Genomic DNA, 16,356 nt, shown 5'->3' on the forward strand with positions numbered 1-16,356 from the left:
TATCGAGACGCTGCGATCGGTCTCGCGCGACATCGCGAATGCAAGAAGCGGCTTTCTTCCGGTGGCCTCATGACTTCTCCTGGATTCCCTGCAATCCCGATATTGGCCGTCACCGCAGGCGAACCTGCCGGGATCGGCCCTGATTTGTGCGTGCAGATCGCTCAGCAGGATCTGCCATGGAGGCTGGTTGTCATCGCCGACCGTGAATTGCTGCGGGAACGAGCGCGATTATTACGGCTTCCGCTCGAAATAGCGGACTACTCCCCAGTTGCTGAGATCGAACATAATACCGGCAGCTTGCATGTACTGCATGTGCCGCTGGCCGAATCGGCTATTCCGGGGAAGCTTGATCCAGCCAATGCGCGCTATGTTCTGCACACGCTGGAACGCGCTGTTGATGGATGCATGAAGCGTGAATTCGATGCCATGGTCACCGCACCGGTTCATAAAGGCATCATTAACGACGCCGGCATCATCTTTACCGGTCATACGGAATTCCTGTCCCAACTCACAAACAGTCCGGTAGTCATGATGCTGGTCGGCGGCGGAATGCGGGTAACGCTTGCCACCACCCATCTACCGCTGAAAGATGTTGCGGCGGCTATCACCCGCGAAATGCTGGAGCAGAAGCTGCGGATTATTCATCACGACCTGATTGCGCGCTTCGCCATCGCGCGTCCCCGCATCGCCGTGGCGGGATTAAATCCCCATGCCGGAGAATCCGGCCATCTCGGCAGGGAAGAAATAGATATCATCATCCCTTCGCTGGAAAAACTGCGCGGCGAAGGCATCGATCTAATTGGCCCGCTGCCCGCCGATACCCTGTTCAATCCCTCATGCCTGAAGCATTACGACTGTATTTTTGCCATGTATCATGATCAGGGACTGCCTGTGCTGAAACATGCCAGTTTTGGCGCAGGCGTGAACATTACATTGGGATTGCCTATTATTCGTACATCGGTGGATCATGGCACCGCCCTGGATTTGGCGGCAACCGGCCGAGCCGATCCCGGCAGTTTGCTGGCGGCAATCGACATAGCGGCGACACTGGCCTGCCACCGGAAATAGTTCAAAAAAGATTGGCGCCTTACCACAAATTAACTCACCGGATTTCCGCGACACCGGTTGACGGATTGGACTCATGCAACACATTCCCCGTAAGCGTTTCGGCCAGAATTTTCTGATTGATTCCAAGATCGTAGCGGATATCGTTGACGCCATTCATCCGGGCAGGGACGACCTTCTGGTGGAAATCGGGCCCGGTCTGGGGGCTCTGACGCGACCCTTGCTGCAATCGCTCGATCACCTGCATGCGGTGGAAATCGATCGTAATATTGTCGAACGCTTGCATCGCGAATTTTCGGAACGGTACCTGACAATACATTCGGCCGATGCCCTGGAATTCGATTTTCAGGCACTAGGAAAAAATCTTCGGGTGGTAGGTAACCTGCCCTACAATATTTCCACACCCATCCTGTTCCATTTGGCTCAATTTGCGGACAGTATCCGGGATATGCATTTCATGCTGCAAAAGGAGGTGGTGGCACGTATGGTAGCTCAACCTTCCACTTCGGATTACGGGCGGCTTTCGGTCATGCTGCAATACCGCTTTGAAATGGAACGGCTCTTCGTGGTCTCGCCGGATTGTTTCCGGCCTGCGCCAAAAGTGGAGTCGGCGATTGTGCGCATGATTCCGCGCAGGCAACCGTTAATTGAGGCAGACAAGGAGAATGTATTTGCCGGAATCGTCTCCGCCGCATTCTCGCAACGGCGTAAGACCCTGCGCAATACATTGCACGGGTATCTCAAACCGGAGGACTATACGGCGCTGGAAATCGACCCGGGCAAGCGGGCGGAGAACTTGTCGGTGGCGCAGTTTGCCACGATTGCGGATTACTTAGGTGAGCAGCAGCTTCCTCCATGATACAGGTTCCGGCTTACGGAAAGCCGAGGGCAGCCGTATCTCATTTTTTCTTCAATACGGTTACCTTGTCGACTCGATCATTCTCGTCATAACTAACGTCGAATGCCATCTCCTCTCCTTGAAAAACCAATTCGGTAGGCGTACCCACCACTTCCCACAAACCAAGCGTAAAAAAGTCGGCAACACCATGAAAAACAGCCCTGCCGGTTTTTGCTGCCGTACTGTAACCTTGCTTGAACGTAAAGATCTCGCGTCTTTTGCCGTCCTTCGTTTCGCTTACGGATGGCAGACCATACTCGGCCAGGAGCATATCTCTGGGTGTTCCTACCGAGAACAGCTCCAGGTTCTTGCTGGCTGGCTGGTTAGCCGCCATAAAGACAGAGCATCCCGACATCATAAGCAGCGCCCAGGCATAAATAAAGGTTACCAGTACCCTGTGCAGCATGATGTTAGCCTCTCTTATCCGTAAATGAATGTGCAATGGCCTCCTGACGCGGCCTGGATTTTTTACTAACCGTTGAAATAATAGGGTCTCATACTCAAATTGAAACAATATTACCCCATACTTGAATCCGGCAGAAATTTTCATCAAACATCGAAGGCTGGGCCGTTGGCGCTCGTATCAATGGAGCGGAACCTTCGGGCAGGAAAACGACTGGCGACGCGGGACGATAATTGCGGATCACTTGAGCAAACAGCAGTTTCTGCCGTTAAGTCAATACAATCTCATAAATAGTCAGTTTGGCCGCTCCGCGACGATAGGTATAATTTCCCTGAATCAAATGAGAAAAAGCAAGAGAACGAAATCCTCTTTCCACCAGGCAGGATCATGAATTTTTTTTCGCCACGCTCATTCATAATGACGGCCTTACTGGCATATGGTCTGGCCGCCCAGCCGGCCAACGCCACTATCTACTGGTTTACCGACGAGAACGGGGTCGCGCATTTCAGCAATGTACCCACGGATAAACGCTATGTTCCATTTGCGGCGGCTCACGACGCCGTGGCCAGGAAAACAATTCCCGGCACCCGTGACAGGCGGTCCGGCAAGCTGGCCAGGGTTCAATATGGCGCCATCATCGAGCAGATCGCCAGGACTTACGCATTGGAAAGTGCGCTGGTGCATGCCGTGGTTTCCGCGGAATCGGCTTACAATGCCACGGCAGTGTCGAAAAAAGGTGCGGCAGGTCTGATGCAACTCATGCCGGATACTGCGCGGCGATATGGCGCCACCGACAGTTTTGATCCGGTGCAGAATCTTCACGCCGGTAGCCGATATCTGAGCGACTTGCTGAAAATGTTCAACGGCAATGTAAGCTTGGCGCTGGCTGCTTACAATGCGGGGGAGAACAATGTCGTCAAATATGGAAATCAGATTCCGCCGTTTCAAGAAACCCGGATGTATGTACCGAAAGTACTGGATCTCTACCGCAAATATCAGGTCAGTCTGAAGGTGCCTCCCGTACGGCGAGGAATCTAAAGTACGGGAAATTAACGGCGAGGCTGCGAGAAGCAATCAAGGATAGCCGGCTTTGGCCAGCGAATAACCGGGAATAAAGGTTTACGGCTCAGGGAGCCCATCGCTCGGGATTAGCCTCATTTCTTCGGCATATACAGATCAGTAATCGACCCTTCCGCAATTTCTGCGGCAAAAAACACGGTTTCGGATAAGGTCGGATGCGGGTGGATGGTAAGTCCAATATCTTCCATATCCGTCCCCATTTCCAGGCCAAGCACCGTTTCGGCAATCAGTTCGCCGGCATTCACGCCAACAATGCCCGCACCGAGAATGCGGCGAGTCTTTTTGTCCAACAGCAGTTTAGTCAACCCTTCGTCGCGCGCCATGGCGATCGCGCGGCCGCTCGCCGCCCAGGGAAACACCGCCCTTTCGTATTCGACGCCTTGCTTGCCGGCTTCGGTTTCGGTGAGGCCCATCCAGGCGATTTCCGGGTCGGTGTAGGCGACTGATGGAATCGCGCGAGCATCGAATACCGCTTCCTTGGTGTGTTCCCCGCCCGCAATGATTTCCGCTGCGAGCTTGCCCTCATGCGATGCTTTGTGCGCCAGCATGGGCTCGCCGCAAATATCGCCGATAGCGAAAATATGCGGCACGTTGGTGCGCAACTGCTTGTTTACCGGGATATAGCCGCGTTCATCCACAGTAACCCCGGCACTTCCCGCGCCAATATCGCGGCCGTTGGGGCGGCGCCCCACTGCCATCAGAATGCGATCGTAGATTTGCGGTTCGGGTGCCGGGTTGGTATCCGATGCACTTTCAAATGTAACTCTCAAACCATTCTCTTGCGCCTCGATCCGTGTGACCTGGGTTTTCAGGTAAATGGCTTCGTAGCGCTTCTGTATGCGCCGGTGCAGCGGCTTGACAAGATCCGCATCCGCGCCGGGGATCAATTGATCCATCAACTCCACCACGCTGATTTTGCTACCCAGCGCGTCATAAACTGTCGCCATTTCCAGGCCGATGATACCCCCGCCAATAATGAGCATGCGCTTGGGAATATCTTCCAGTTTCAGCGCACCGGTCGAATCCATGAGGCGGAGGTCATCATAGGGAAAGCCTTGAATGCGTGCCACGCTTGAGCCGGCAGCGATGATGCAATGCTCGAAAGATACGGTTTTCCGGCCATCGGATGTCTCCACCTCAATCATATTCGGCGAGATGAGCTTTCCCGTTCCTTGTACTACTCGCACCTTGCGCTGCTTCGCCAATCCAGTCAGCCCTTTGGTAAGTTTGCCAACAACAGATTCTTTCCAGGTCCGCAGCTTATTGAGTTCTATGGCGGGCTTGCCGAAAGCGATCCCCTGGCGCTCCGTTTCTTCCGCCTCGGTGATGACCTTCGCCACGTGCAGGAGTGCCTTGGAGGGAATGCAGCCGACATTGAGGCATACACCGCCGAGTGCGGGATAGCGCTCGATCAAAATAACTTTCCTGCCGAGATCGGCGGCGCGGAACGCAGCGGTGTAGCCGCCCGGCCCCGCGCCCAGTACCACTACATCGGCATGAATATCGCCCTGTGGAATATCGGGAGACGGCTTGGCGGGCACAGGTGCGGAAGCCACCCCGGCAGGCGAATCATGAACCGATGCAGACGACGAAACGGGCGCTTCAATTGGCTTGGCCGGCGAAGCTGGCTCAGCCGTTTTAGCCGATTCAGTTGCCGTTTCCAGCACCACTATGGTCGTCCCCTCCGAAACCTTATCGCCGATCTTGACCTTCATTTCCTTCACAACGCCCGCTTGAGGTGCCGGAATTTCCATCGTCGCCTTGTCGGTTTCCAGCGTGATAAGCGACATTTCCTTTTCCACCGTATCGCCCGGCTTCACCAGCAGTTCGATAACGGGAACATCCGTGAAGTCTCCGATATCGGGGATTTTGATTTCGATCAACTGAGTCATGACAAACTTTATAAAAGGAACCGAGCTTTCTTAGTCTCTCGTAGCGCTCTTTGTTGGAAATATTTATGCCTGATCTGTTTATTGCCTGATGTGTCCGTCACCCAGCACAATGAACTTCTGACTGGTCAATCCTTCCAGTCCCACCGGACCCCGTGCATGAATCTTGTCGGTGGAGATACCGATTTCCGCACCGAGACCATACTCGAACCCGTCGGCGAAGCGGGTGGATGCGTTCACCATCACCGAACTGGAATCCACTTCACGCAGGAAACGGCGGGCACGGCTGTAATCCTCGGTAATGATTGAATCGGTATGCTGCGAGCCGTAAACGGCAATGTGCTCCATGGCCTGATCCAGGCCGCTTACCACTCGCACGCTCAGAATCGGCGCGAGATACTCTGTATGCCAATCTTCTTCCACTGCTTCATTCATTTGCGCGACGATGGCGCGCGCAGCCGCATCGCCGCGCAGCTCCACACCCTTGTCCAGATAGATTTTGCACAAAGGAGGAAGCACCTCCCTGGCGATGGCTTCATGCACCAGCAGCGTCTCCATGGTGTTGCAGGTGCCGTAGCGCTGCGTCTTGGCATTGTCGGCAACACGAATCGCCTTATCCAGATCGGCTCCGTCGTCTATATAAACGTGGCATACACCGTGCAGATGCTTGATGACCGGAACGCGCGCTTCATCCGAAATACGCTCGATCAACCCCTTGCCGCCACGGGGCACAATCACGTCGACGAACTCTTTCATGGTGATGAGTTCTCCCACGGCGGCCCGGTCGGTGGTTTCGATCACCTGGATGGCGGTCTGGGGCAGCCCGGCAGCTTCCAATCCTTCCCTTACGCATGCCGCGATGGCCTGGTTACTATGAATCGCTTCCGATCCGCCGCGCAGTATGGCCGCGTTACCCGCCTTGAGGCATAAGCCCGCGGCGTCGGCCGTCACATTAGGACGCGCTTCGTAAATGATGCCAACCACCCCAAGGGGTACGCGCATTTTCCCTACCTGTATGCCGGCGGGGCGAAAACTCAGATCGCTGATTTCCCCGATCGGGTCGGCCAGGGCGGCGATTTGCAACAACCCTTCCGCCATGCCGGCAATACCTTTCGGGGTGAGTGTCAGGCGGTCAATCAGGGCCGCATCCAGCCCTCTGACTTTCGCGCTTTCCACATCCTCGGCGTTCGCGGCCAGCAATCGTTGTTCATCGCGTTTGATGGCCCCCGCCATCATGGTGAGCGCCCGGTTTTTGGTCGCTGTCTCAGCCCTGGCAATCAGGCGCGATGCGCTACGGGCTTCGCGCCCTATTGATTGCATATAAGTTTTTATGTCTATGATATCCATATCCCGTTTCCCATTAGACAATGAATTAAGTCAGTCGTGACTTATCTAGGCCGGCATAATTAATGAACGCTGTGCCGCTTGCCGGCCAAGAAACGTAACCCCAGTTGCAGCAACTCATCCCACGCATCGCCTTGCGCAACGCCTTTACTGATCCGGTCTATTTTCGCGGTATGCAACAAGGCCTGTACCAACTGCTCCGCACTGATGCGGTTGATCGCGCTTTCCACCACCCTCTGTTGATCTCCCCATACCCTGGCTTGATTCATCAGTTGCATGAGTGGTTTGCCTGAATCCCGCCCTTTACGAATGGTTATCAGCGAGCGGATCTGTCCGGCGAGTGTAGCGACAACAAACGGCAATGCCGTACCCTCGCCCTGCAAGCCTTCCAATATCCGGGTATACCGGACGGTATCTGCCGCCATCATCGCATTTGACAGTTTGAAAACGTCGTAACGCGCCACGTCCAGCACTGCATCCTTCACCTGATCGAAAGACAATATTCCAGTCGGGTAGAGCAGCGCAAGCTTCTTGAGCTCTTGGTGGGCGGCAAGCAGGTTGCCCTCCACTTTGTCTGCGAGAAATTGCAATGTCTCGGGTGCGGCACTTTGCTCCTGCATTTCAAGCCGCTGACCAATCCATGCGGGCAAACGGCTACGCTCCACCGGAAAAACCGGAATCATCACGCTCGCTTTTTCGAGCGCCTGAAACCATTTAGCCGCCGAACCCTGCTTGTCAATTTTGGGTAAGGTGACAAGCGTGATGGTATCAGGCGGGAGTAACCGGCAATACGCTTCTATCGCCCCGCCGCCCTGCATTCCTGGTTTACCGGATGGAATACGTATTTCTATTATACGTCGTTCCCCGAACAGTGAAAGATTACTGCTGCTCTGCCGCACTTCAGCCCAATTGAAGTGATGGTCTACCGTGAAAACCTCCCGCTGGCTATAGCCAGCCTGACGCGCGCTGGCGCGAATTAAATCGGCCGCCTCGATGGCCAGCAGCAACTCGTCGCCGAATACCGTGTAGAGCGGCGCAAGCTGTTTCTGAAGATGCCGGGAAAGCTGCTCGGAACCAATACGCATGACTTAAGCTATTATCCTAGATCCGTGGCTGATGATTGAACCGCGGCGCCCGATTCAAGATGACTTGGCGGGTACCGTTTTTACCGCTTCCAGCCGCCGCAGGATTTGCTCCGCGGAGTCACTTTGCATTTCTCTTACGAGCATCGCCTCCTCTCCCTCTTTCGCCACGACCTGCGCGTCCGTGAAGGGGATGATGCGACGCAGGGCAATTTCATTGGTGGGAATCAGGTCTACTCCTTTGGCGTCGTAGAGGCGAAAAGAAACCCGGTAACGCAATTCGAACTCGCGCACCCTTCCGCCTCCCGATACTGACATGATTTGTTTGTCATTCACTACACTGATAATATCCAGCGTAGCTTGCGCGTCTTTTGCCTTCTCAACCACACGCGTAGTGGTACCGGCCTGGATAAGGCGCTTGACATCGATGCCAATGGGATGCCCCACAGGAAAGGAAATATAAATCGTCTGAAACGGTAGAGAGGCTTGGCCGCGTAGCTGAAAACCACATGCCGAAAGCATGAAACATAATATGGCCAACAAAATATTCTTCATGGCTGAACCTCCAAGTGTGGGACTTCTCACACAACGATATTGACAAGCCTGCCCGGCACCAGTATCACTTTCTTTACTGGCTTCCCGGCGATAAACTTCTGCACTTGACTATTTTCCAGAACGATACGCTCTATCTCTTCACGCTTTGTATCTCTGTTAATGCATATTTGGCCACGCAGTTTACCGTTGACTTGCACCACTAGCTCAACTTCATCTCGCACAAGCGCCGTGCTATCCGCTTGCGGCCATGGTTGATCGAGGAGTTCGGTTCCGGGTTTGAGTTCTCGCCACAGCGCATGACAGATATGAGGAACGATGGGCGACAGCAACAATACGATTTTTTCCAGCGATTCCCGCATCAAATTGCGCGCCGCCGGGCTGGAATCTTCCAGCTTGCCGAGAGCGTTCATTAATTCCATCACCGCCGCGATGGCGGTATTGAAAGTGTGGCGCCTGCCCAGGTCGTCGCCCACCTTCGCGATGGTCTGGTGCAACTGGAAACGCAAGGCCTTGAGTTCTCCGTCAACCTCGCCAGCTTGCATTGGATCGGCCGCCGGCGCATCTTGCCGCAGATGCTCATACACTTGTTTCCATAATCGTTTTAGAAAGCGGAATGCGCCATCCATCCCGGTATCCGCCCATTCCAGCGTCTGTTCCGGGGGACTGGCGAACATCATGAACAACCGGGCGGTATCGGCGCCATATTGTTCCACCAGTTTTTGCGGATCAACACCATTGTTCCTGGATTTCGACATGGTACCGATACCGCCCGACTCAACCGGTTGGCCATCCACACGCAGCCGCGCACCGATGCGCCTGCCTTGCTCATCGGTCTGAATATCCACGTCCGCCGGATTGAAATAGGTGAGGCGTCCGGTTTCTGTTTTGCGAAACATGATTTCATTCAGTACCATGCCTTGTGTCAGCAAGTTGGCAAATGGCTCATCGAACTTTATCAGGCCGAGATCACGCATGACTTTGCTCCAGAAGCGGGAGTAGAGGAGATGCAAAATAGCGTGTTCGATGCCACCGATATATTGATCCACGGGTAGCCAGTAGTTCACGCTTGCATCAGTCATGGTCTCCTGGCCGGCACAGGCGTAGCGGATGTAATACCAGGAGGAATCCACGAAAGTATCCATGGTATCCGTTTCCCGCCTTGCGGGCTTGCCGCATTGAGGGCAGGAGCACTCATAAAATGACGGTGTTCTTGCCAGCGGATTGCCGGCGCCATCCGGCACCAGATCCTCCGGAAGTACCACAGGGAGCTGGTCATCCGGAACCGGTATCACGCCGCATACGTCACAATAAATCAGAGGAATGGGGCAACCCCAGTAACGTTGGCGTGAAATGCCCCAGTCGCGCAGGCGATAGTGCACACGCTTCTCGCCCAATCCCTTTTGTTCCAACGCTGCCGCTAGTGCGTCCACCGCCGCCTGGAATTCAAGGCCGGAAAATTCACCTGAATTAAAAGTGACACCATGCTCCACATACGCCTGTGTGAGGGGGATTGCCAGACTGGCGTCTCTCGGTTTGATTACCGGCTTGATTGGCAGCGAATATTTTGTTGCAAACTCGAAGTCGCGTTCATCATGGGCCGGAACAGCCATTACCGCCCCTTCGCCGTAACCCATGAGCACATAATTAGCGATCCATACCGGCAGCTTTGCCTCGGTTAACGGGTGAACGACAAATAATCCGGTGTTCATCCCTTTCTTTTCCTGAATGGCAACTTCAGCTTCCATCGTAGCGCCGTGCTTGCATGCTTCGATGAATTCGGCAAGATTTGGATTGCATTTTGCCGCGTATAGCGCAACGGGATGCTCCGCCGCCACGGCAACGTAAGTTGCGCCAAGCAGCGTATCGGCACGGGTAGTAAAAACTTTCAGCGCCTGCGGCATGCCGGAAAGGGGGTCCGGGGGAAAGATAACGTCGACCCCAAAACTCTTTCCGATCCAGTTGGCTTGCATGGTCTTGACCCGCTCGGGCCAGCCAGGCAAAACATTCAATGTTTCCAGCAGTTCGTCGGCATAGGCCGTGATCTTCATGTAATACATCGGGATCTCGCGCTTTTCCACCAGCGCCCCGGTGCGCCAGCCGCGCCCGTCTATCACCTGCTCGTTGGCAAGCACCGTCTGATCGATGGGGTCCCAGTTGACAGTACCGGTCGTTCTATAAGCCAGTCCCTTTTCCAGCATCCGCAGAAAAAGCCACTGATTCCAGCGATAGTACTCAGGCGCGCAGGTGGCAAGTTCGCGGCTCCAGTCTATAGCCAGCCCCAAACTCTGCAACTGCTTGCGCATGTAAGCGATATTGTCGTACGTCCACTGCGCGGGGGGCACGTTGTTTTGTATCGCCGCGTTCTCCGCGGGCAGACCGAAGGCATCCCATCCCATGGGCTGCAAGACGTTGTAACCTTGCATGCGGCGATAGCGCGACAGCACATCGCCAATAGTGTAGTTGCGCACGTGTCCCATGTGCAGCTTGCCGGACGGATACGGAAACATCGACAGGCAATAATATTTCGGCTTGCCAGGTATTTCAGCGGCCTTGAACGCGGCGCTGTCTCTCCAATGCCGCTGGGCTTCCGATTCGATTTCCTGGGGATGGTATTTTTCCTGCATAAACCGGCTTCCCTGTCATAAAGCCCGGATTATACCGCGAACGGAATCCGCGATGCTTCGCTTACCGGGAACAGTTCCGCCTTTAGCGAATTACGATAGTTAATCTGAAATCGCCTCGCAGCAGGTTGAGAACGAGGACATCTTCGCTCGCCTGCAGAGTCGCAAGAAATTCCTGTACCGAGCGTACTTTCCTGCGATTCACGCCGACGATGATGTCGCCGGGCCTTAACCCATGCAGCCATGCGGGACTGTTTGCGTCCACTTTGGTCACCAGCACGCCTTCCATTTTCCCGCGAGGTGACGCCCCTCCCTTGAGATTCGCCACCGTTGCGCCTGCGAGCTGAGGCACGGTTTCCGCCTCGGTACCGGGAACATCGAGTGGCTTGGCGATCTTTACCTTTGCGGTCAGAGGCTTGCCATCTCTTATCAACTTGAGGTCTACGGTTTCTCCAATCGGCATCATTCCTACTTTGTTGCGCAAATCGATGGCATTGCGCACCGCGCGCCCGTTGATCGCCGTTACAACGTCACGCGGCCTCAATCCTCCCTTTTCCGCAGGCGAGCCGGAGTCAATCGAGCTGATGATGGCGCCTTCGGTGGATGCCAATCCCAGAGATGATGCAAGATCGTAGGTGATATCTTCGCCGTTCGCGCCCAGCCGGCCGCGGCGCACTTCACCAAAGCGTACGATCTGATCCAGCACCGATTTGACCATCGCGCTTGGCACCGCGAAACCGATGCCGACATTGGCGCCGGAGGGGCCGATAATGGCGGTGTTGATACCAATCAACTCTCCTTTGAGATTTACCAATGCACCGCCGGAGTTACCCGGATTGATGGATGCATCGGTTTGTATAAAATCTTCGTACCCTTCGATATCAAGCCCGCTTCTGCCCAATGCGCTGACGATGCCGGAGGTGACGGTCTGCCCCAGACCGAACGGATTGCCGATAGCAACTACAAAATCCCCTACATTAAGCAAATCGGAATCACCGAGGCTCAAAGCCCGCAAATTCTTTGCTTCAATTTTAAGTAAGGCAATATCGGTGCCGGGATCCGTTCCCACCAGCTTCGCCTGAAACTGTCGCCTGTCCTTGAGCGTGACAAGAACGTGCTGAGCGTCCTTGACCACATGAAAATTGGTAATGACATACCCTTTGGCCGCATCCACGATCACCCCCGATCCGGCGCTGCGTTCAGGACGGGCCGCCTGATCGGGAAGTTCAAAAAAACGGCGAAAAAACGGATCGCGGAACAATGGATTGTCTTCAATGGCGGAACGGGTCTGGACCGATATGTTGACCACCGCCGGAGTCACGTCCTGAAGCAGTGGAGCGAGCGAAGGAATGCCGCTCTTGTTGTCGAACGGCAGGGCCGGGCAGGCAGGCGACGCCATCGTTAGGAGGGCAAGGAAAACCGTTGGAAAGAAAACAGATCTGAACGACATTTTCATCGATATGCCGGGAGATTTCGGTCAGTCAAGTTGAAGTGTTGGAACCTCGGTCTTTATTCAAACTCAGGATTTCTGCCACCGTTGGCTCGAATGTTTCCGGGTCGAACGCCTTATCGCCATCGGCGAGAGGTTCGTTTCCCGTTTTGAGTCCGCGAAAGTCATAGAGCGCCGGATCGGCCAGATGCGAAGGCTGCACGTTCTGTAACGCTGTAAACATCGTCTCCAGCCTGCCAGGAAATTTCTTATCCCATTGTTGCATCATTTCTTTCACCGCCTGCCGCTGAAGATTTTTTTGAGAACCGCACAGATTACAAGGAATGATCGGGAAATCCGCAACCTCGGCGTAGGCTTCCAGGTCTTTCTCCTTGCAGTAGGCGAGCGGACGAATCACGATATGCCGCCCATCGTCACTCACCAGCTTCGGCGGCATGGTCTTCAACTTGCCACCGTAAAAGAGATTGAGAAACAGGGTCTCCAGAATATCGTCGCGATGATGCCCCAGTGCGATTTTCGTCGCACCCAGTTCGCCGGCGACGCGGTACAACACCCCCCGACGCAAACGCGAGCACAGACTGCAAGTTGTTTTACCCTCGGCAATGACACGTTTCACCACGCTATAGGTATCCTGTTCGACGATCCGGAAAGGCATATCAATGCTGGTAAGGTATCCCGGCAATACATGCTCGGGGAAACCGGGCTGCTTCTGGTCCAGATTCACCGCAATCAATTCGAATGGCAACGGCGCATGGGCTTGTAAGCTGCGCAGGATATCGAGCAATGCGTAGCTGTCCTTGCCACCCGAAAGGCACACCATCACCCGGTCTCCCGCCTCGATCATATTGAAATCGGCGATGGCCGCGCCGACAAGGCGCCTCAGCCGCTTATGCAGCTTATTAATATTATGTTGTTCTTTTCTGGACACAATTTCCATTTTTTTCCATTGCTCTAAAAACAGTGATTTGCCGAACAGAGTAGATGCCGTAAGGCCCGGACAGCCAGTGGCACGCTACTTTCTGAACCCACCCGCCGCTAGATTTTAAGGAAAATCCCCGGGATAGCAACAGTTTGTTTGCTCATCCTGCGCCAAGCCGTTAGCAGAGCCTATTGACGCGGAGCAGGGCGCAAAAGCCCGCCGGCACCCGCGAAGGCTGGTGTACAAACCGGGTTCAGCGCTATTCATCAAACGCCATTATTCATGCCGCTTATGATCACTTTCGAGCCGGTGAAATATCTGTGCTGGCGACGACATGACTAAAAGTCGATACGTTACATTTTTTTGTTCTTTGTGGATTTCTTTATTCGTGTTTATCCTCTGAACAGGAATTATGCGAATCGTTTCGCCAATAAATATTCAGGTTATGAAATCAACTCATTTCCTCATGCGAATATGTTGTTTTCATTTATAAAAATTTCCCCCTAGGATGCGAGTGCAGTTCGGTTACTTCGTCAATTGAAAATCAAGGAGTGTTTTAATGAAATCCAACAAGATCAAATATCTCGCGGCCGTGGTGGCGCTAGCCACTTCAGGTTCCGCTTTTGCCGCATATACGGGTACAACGGGGAATAGCTCGGTATTGTTCAATGCGTACGAATCCGTGAGCGGCTATACCTTTGCATGGGATACCGGTTTGCGCAAGGATGATATCAATTCATCCTTCGCGGGAATCTCTCACAACCTGGCCGCCGACGCAAATTGGAACAACTTTCTCTCCGTTGTGGGCGCATCCCATGTGGCGGATATCAAATGGAATCTGATAGCGGCGGATACCAATTCCGGTTCGATAGACGGGGATCCCATCAGCTTCCTGACGACGGGACCCGCTGACGGCGTTCCCAACGGCACGCGCAATGCCCAACTGAATTCCTGGGTTGGCAATGTAAATTCGTATATAACCGCCGCAAGCGCGATAGGCGCGAACGGAGGCCAAGGCGCCATAGACGCTCCCGGGTTTGTGGGGGGAGATACTTACCTGCATCTGAAAGACGGCTCCGCCGACTATGCATCCTATGAGATTGCGCATGGTCCCAATTGGAATACCAAGGCTACATTCGATACGACTGCGGGATTAGGACAGACCCTGAGTTTTTATGAAATCACAAAAAACGGCACCTCCAATACCGCTATCGTGAATGCAGCGTTGCTGGGTACGGTGACACTGAGCAGCGCCGGGGAACTTACCGTTTCTCCAGTCCCGGAAGCTGAAACCTGGGCGATGCTTCTGGCCGGTCTGGCTCTAGTCGGCACTGTCGCCCGACGCCGTTCCAACGCTCTATCGTAGCGGCCTGTCGGACTTAAAGAAACACTGCCTCTTCAATTCTTCGAGTCCGATGGGCTGCTGTATTTAAAAACTCACTCCCGGTTTTTTGTACAAAGCTCCGGCACACTTTTGCCGGGCTGGGAGCGGCTTTTTGCCTGAATACCCACAAAATATTCGGCATTAACTTATTTTAAAAGGATACTGGAAATGAAACAGAAACTGAAGCTTTTTGCTTCTTCGCTCGCACTGGCTTTTGCCGGTCAGGCATATGCGGTGGGGCCCACCGTCACGCCGGATCTAATTCTCTACACAGGCGGCGGCGCGGAACAAAACAATGTGTTTGAAACCATCGCCAAGTCGTTGTTCACTCCGGGCACCATAGACTACTACACTGATCAGGCGGACAACTCCAAGGGCAGGTCGTTCCGCGCAGTATACGGCAAGCTTGCCGCCGCCGCGGGTTCCCTCCCGGCCGGTTCGAACGTACTGATCGTCTACCGCTCGCTGGGAGGCGTGTTTGCCAATGGTATCGGCCCGCTGGTTCGCGGCCAGACCCTGCCTTACTTCCGGGTTATCGGCAACGCCACGCTTATCAGCGCGGGCGGCAATCCTTCCTACCGGATTACCAATACCGGCCTGACGGATCCCAAGGCGCCGGATATCGGTCTGGCGAACGAAGAGCTGGCGCTTTTCACCGGATTGAACCTGCCTTCGGGTGTCGCACCGGTGACTGCAGCTGAATTGAGCCATGTTACGTCCCAGCCGCTTTATGCCGTGGTAAACGGCATTGCCGTCACCAACAATCTGGCGGCGCAGCGCCCGAATGGTTTCAGCAAGGCCGAAATCGCCGCTATTCTCTCGGGCGGTATCCAGGATTGGAGCCAGTTGAGGAATGCGGCGGATACCGGGAACCTGCCAGCGGGTCCCGTGGTGGTGATCGACCGGAACTTCGGTTCCGGTGCCAAAGCCGCCGCCAACCAGTATTTCCTGAATAACCCCGGCGGCCTTGCATTTGGAGGAACAGTCGATCCCATCAACCTGTCGGGCGACTTGGGCGATCCGGTGAATTATAACGAATACACCGTGCGCACCGAACCCAGCGCGGGCAACGTACCCAGCGTTCTGGACGGCGTATTCGCCAAGGGCAAACGCGCAATCGGCATCCTCGGCCTGGAAAATATTCCGACCGGAGCCAGTAATTGGCAATTCACCAGCATTGATGGCGCAAGCGTTGGCACCACCACCTTCAACAAGGCACAGGCAATCAGCGGGCGGTACGACTACTTCTACCAGGCTTCCGTCAATACGCGCAAGAACGCGGTGAATGGTCAGCGTTATCACCAAAATGGCACTCCCTGGGGCAGCGTAATCACCGCCTTCATCAACAAGGCGCTGGATCCGACCGTGATCACCACCGTTCCCGGCACGATCCTTGATCCCATCACGTTCCCTGAAACGGGGAATGCCGCACTGGATGCCTTCCGCGCCAAAGGCACCCGCTTCGGCAACTCGACTGCTCCACTGCAACTGGTGGAGTAAGGAGGTCGCCACCGGGCTCCGTGTCCTGCGGGGTTCTGGTTGGAGCCCTGCGTCCTGTGGGGTCTTGGTTTGAGTCCCCACATCCTGTGGGGACTCATTAGTTTTTGATCAGGTAGATGATTCCTGCCGAATACATTCACCTGCCTGACGAGCAACAGGTTTAGGA

Annotated in this window: 13 protein-coding genes; 5 read left to right on the plus strand and 8 right to left on the minus strand. The window is 54.6% G+C overall.

The genetic code is table 11. The features are described from left to right. The first annotated feature begins 69 nt into the window (after nucleotides 1-69). Both pdxA and rsmA read left to right on the plus strand, forming a co-directional pair. On the plus strand, nucleotides 70-1,068 hold the full coding sequence (gene pdxA / locus SQ11_RS01240) for a 4-hydroxythreonine-4-phosphate dehydrogenase PdxA (protein WP_041512293.1): 999 nt from the start codon (nucleotides 70-72) through the stop codon (nucleotides 1,066-1,068). Nucleotides 1,069-1,141: 73 nt separating this feature from the next. Continuing rightward, nucleotides 1,142-1,924, plus strand: a complete 783-nt coding sequence (gene rsmA, locus SQ11_RS01245) for a 16S rRNA (adenine(1518)-N(6)/adenine(1519)-N(6))-dimethyltransferase RsmA (protein WP_041512294.1) — start codon at nucleotides 1,142-1,144, stop codon at nucleotides 1,922-1,924. Nucleotides 1,925-1,964: 40 nt separating this feature from the next. On the opposite strand, the gene SQ11_RS01250 is transcribed toward rsmA, so the two are convergent. After that, nucleotides 1,965-2,369 carry a hypothetical protein gene (locus tag SQ11_RS01250; protein WP_198140765.1) on the minus strand — a complete coding sequence of 135 codons (405 nt, stop codon included), beginning with the start codon at nucleotides 2,367-2,369 and terminating at the stop codon, nucleotides 1,965-1,967. A gap of 384 nt (nucleotides 2,370-2,753) precedes the next feature. Here SQ11_RS01250 and SQ11_RS01255 point away from each other — a divergent pair, with 384 nt between their 5' ends. After that, the gene (locus SQ11_RS01255; RefSeq protein ID WP_052493912.1) at nucleotides 2,754-3,404 is read left to right on the plus strand and encodes a lytic transglycosylase domain-containing protein; all 651 of its coding nucleotides are present in this window, start codon (nucleotides 2,754-2,756) and stop codon (nucleotides 3,402-3,404) included. A 116-nt stretch (nucleotides 3,405-3,520) separates the two neighbouring features. Here the strand turns inward: SQ11_RS01255 and lpdA are convergent, their stop codons facing one another. The 7 genes from lpdA to ttcA form a co-directional block, all read right to left on the minus strand. Beyond that, nucleotides 3,521-5,338, minus strand: coding sequence for a dihydrolipoyl dehydrogenase (gene lpdA, locus SQ11_RS01260; protein ID WP_041512296.1), 1,818 nt, complete (start codon nucleotides 5,336-5,338; stop codon nucleotides 3,521-3,523). Nucleotides 5,339-5,416: 78 nt separating this feature from the next. Further along, on the minus strand, nucleotides 5,417-6,682 hold the full coding sequence (locus SQ11_RS01265) for a glutamate-5-semialdehyde dehydrogenase (protein WP_041512297.1): 1,266 nt from the start codon (nucleotides 6,680-6,682) through the stop codon (nucleotides 5,417-5,419). A 59-nt stretch (nucleotides 6,683-6,741) separates the two neighbouring features. Continuing rightward, on the minus strand, nucleotides 6,742-7,764 hold the full coding sequence (gene holA, locus SQ11_RS01270; RefSeq protein ID WP_041512298.1) for a DNA polymerase III subunit delta: 1,023 nt from the start codon (nucleotides 7,762-7,764) through the stop codon (nucleotides 6,742-6,744). A gap of 54 nt (nucleotides 7,765-7,818) precedes the next feature. Further along, nucleotides 7,819-8,316: an LPS assembly lipoprotein LptE gene (gene lptE, locus SQ11_RS01275; RefSeq protein WP_041512299.1), complete on the minus strand. Its 498-nt coding sequence runs from the start codon at nucleotides 8,314-8,316 to the stop codon at nucleotides 7,819-7,821. 26 nt (nucleotides 8,317-8,342) lie between these two features. Next, a complete protein-coding gene (gene leuS, locus SQ11_RS01280; protein ID WP_041512300.1) occupies nucleotides 8,343-10,940 on the minus strand; it encodes a leucine--tRNA ligase in 2,598 nt (865 codons plus the stop codon). An 82-nt stretch (nucleotides 10,941-11,022) separates the two neighbouring features. Continuing rightward, the gene (locus SQ11_RS01285; RefSeq protein ID WP_041512488.1) at nucleotides 11,023-12,387 is read right to left on the minus strand and encodes a DegQ family serine endoprotease; all 1,365 of its coding nucleotides are present in this window, start codon (nucleotides 12,385-12,387) and stop codon (nucleotides 11,023-11,025) included. Between the two features lie 31 nt (nucleotides 12,388-12,418). After that, on the minus strand, nucleotides 12,419-13,324 hold the full coding sequence (gene ttcA, locus SQ11_RS01290) for a tRNA 2-thiocytidine(32) synthetase TtcA (RefSeq protein WP_041512301.1): 906 nt from the start codon (nucleotides 13,322-13,324) through the stop codon (nucleotides 12,419-12,421). A 541-nt stretch (nucleotides 13,325-13,865) separates the two neighbouring features. Here ttcA and SQ11_RS16275 point away from each other — a divergent pair. Continuing rightward, entirely contained in the window at nucleotides 13,866-14,672 is an 807-nt protein-coding gene (locus SQ11_RS16275) for an FxDxF family PEP-CTERM protein (protein ID WP_052493914.1), read from the plus strand. A gap of 186 nt (nucleotides 14,673-14,858) precedes the next feature. Next, complete coding sequence (locus tag SQ11_RS01300) at nucleotides 14,859-16,190, plus strand: substrate-binding domain-containing protein (RefSeq protein WP_041512302.1); 1,332 nt, start codon at nucleotides 14,859-14,861, stop codon at nucleotides 16,188-16,190. Nucleotides 16,191-16,356: the final 166 nt, after the last annotated feature.

It is taken from the genome of Nitrosospira sp. NpAV (genome assembly GCF_000832065.1).
Lineage (GTDB): Bacteria > Pseudomonadota > Gammaproteobacteria > Burkholderiales > Nitrosomonadaceae > Nitrosospira.

Excerpts from the sequence above, each read along its gene's own strand:
- lptE (WP_041512299.1), bottom strand. The coding sequence starts at position 8,316 with ATGAAGAATATTTTGTTGGCCATATTATGTTTCATGCTTTCGGCATGT.
- rsmA (WP_041512294.1), top strand. The coding sequence starts at position 1,142 with ATGCAACACATTCCCCGTAAGCGTTTCGGCCAGAATTTTCTGATTGAT.
- lpdA (WP_041512296.1), bottom strand. The coding sequence starts at position 5,338 with ATGACTCAGTTGATCGAAATCAAAATCCCCGATATCGGAGACTTCACG.
- holA (WP_041512298.1), bottom strand. The coding sequence starts at position 7,764 with ATGCGTATTGGTTCCGAGCAGCTTTCCCGGCATCTTCAGAAACAGCTT.
- SQ11_RS01285 (WP_041512488.1), bottom strand. The coding sequence starts at position 12,387 with ATGTCGTTCAGATCTGTTTTCTTTCCAACGGTTTTCCTTGCCCTCCTA.
- pdxA (WP_041512293.1), top strand. The coding sequence starts at position 70 with ATGACTTCTCCTGGATTCCCTGCAATCCCGATATTGGCCGTCACCGCA.
- ttcA (WP_041512301.1), bottom strand. The coding sequence starts at position 13,324 with ATGGAAATTGTGTCCAGAAAAGAACAACATAATATTAATAAGCTGCAT.
- SQ11_RS01265 (WP_041512297.1), bottom strand. The coding sequence starts at position 6,682 with ATGGATATCATAGACATAAAAACTTATATGCAATCAATAGGGCGCGAA.
- SQ11_RS01300 (WP_041512302.1), top strand. The coding sequence starts at position 14,859 with ATGAAACAGAAACTGAAGCTTTTTGCTTCTTCGCTCGCACTGGCTTTT.
- SQ11_RS01250 (WP_198140765.1), bottom strand. The coding sequence starts at position 2,369 with ATGCTGCACAGGGTACTGGTAACCTTTATTTATGCCTGGGCGCTGCTT.
- SQ11_RS16275 (WP_052493914.1), top strand. The coding sequence starts at position 13,866 with ATGAAATCCAACAAGATCAAATATCTCGCGGCCGTGGTGGCGCTAGCC.
- SQ11_RS01255 (WP_052493912.1), top strand. The coding sequence starts at position 2,754 with ATGAATTTTTTTTCGCCACGCTCATTCATAATGACGGCCTTACTGGCA.
- leuS (WP_041512300.1), bottom strand. The coding sequence starts at position 10,940 with ATGCAGGAAAAATACCATCCCCAGGAAATCGAATCGGAAGCCCAGCGG.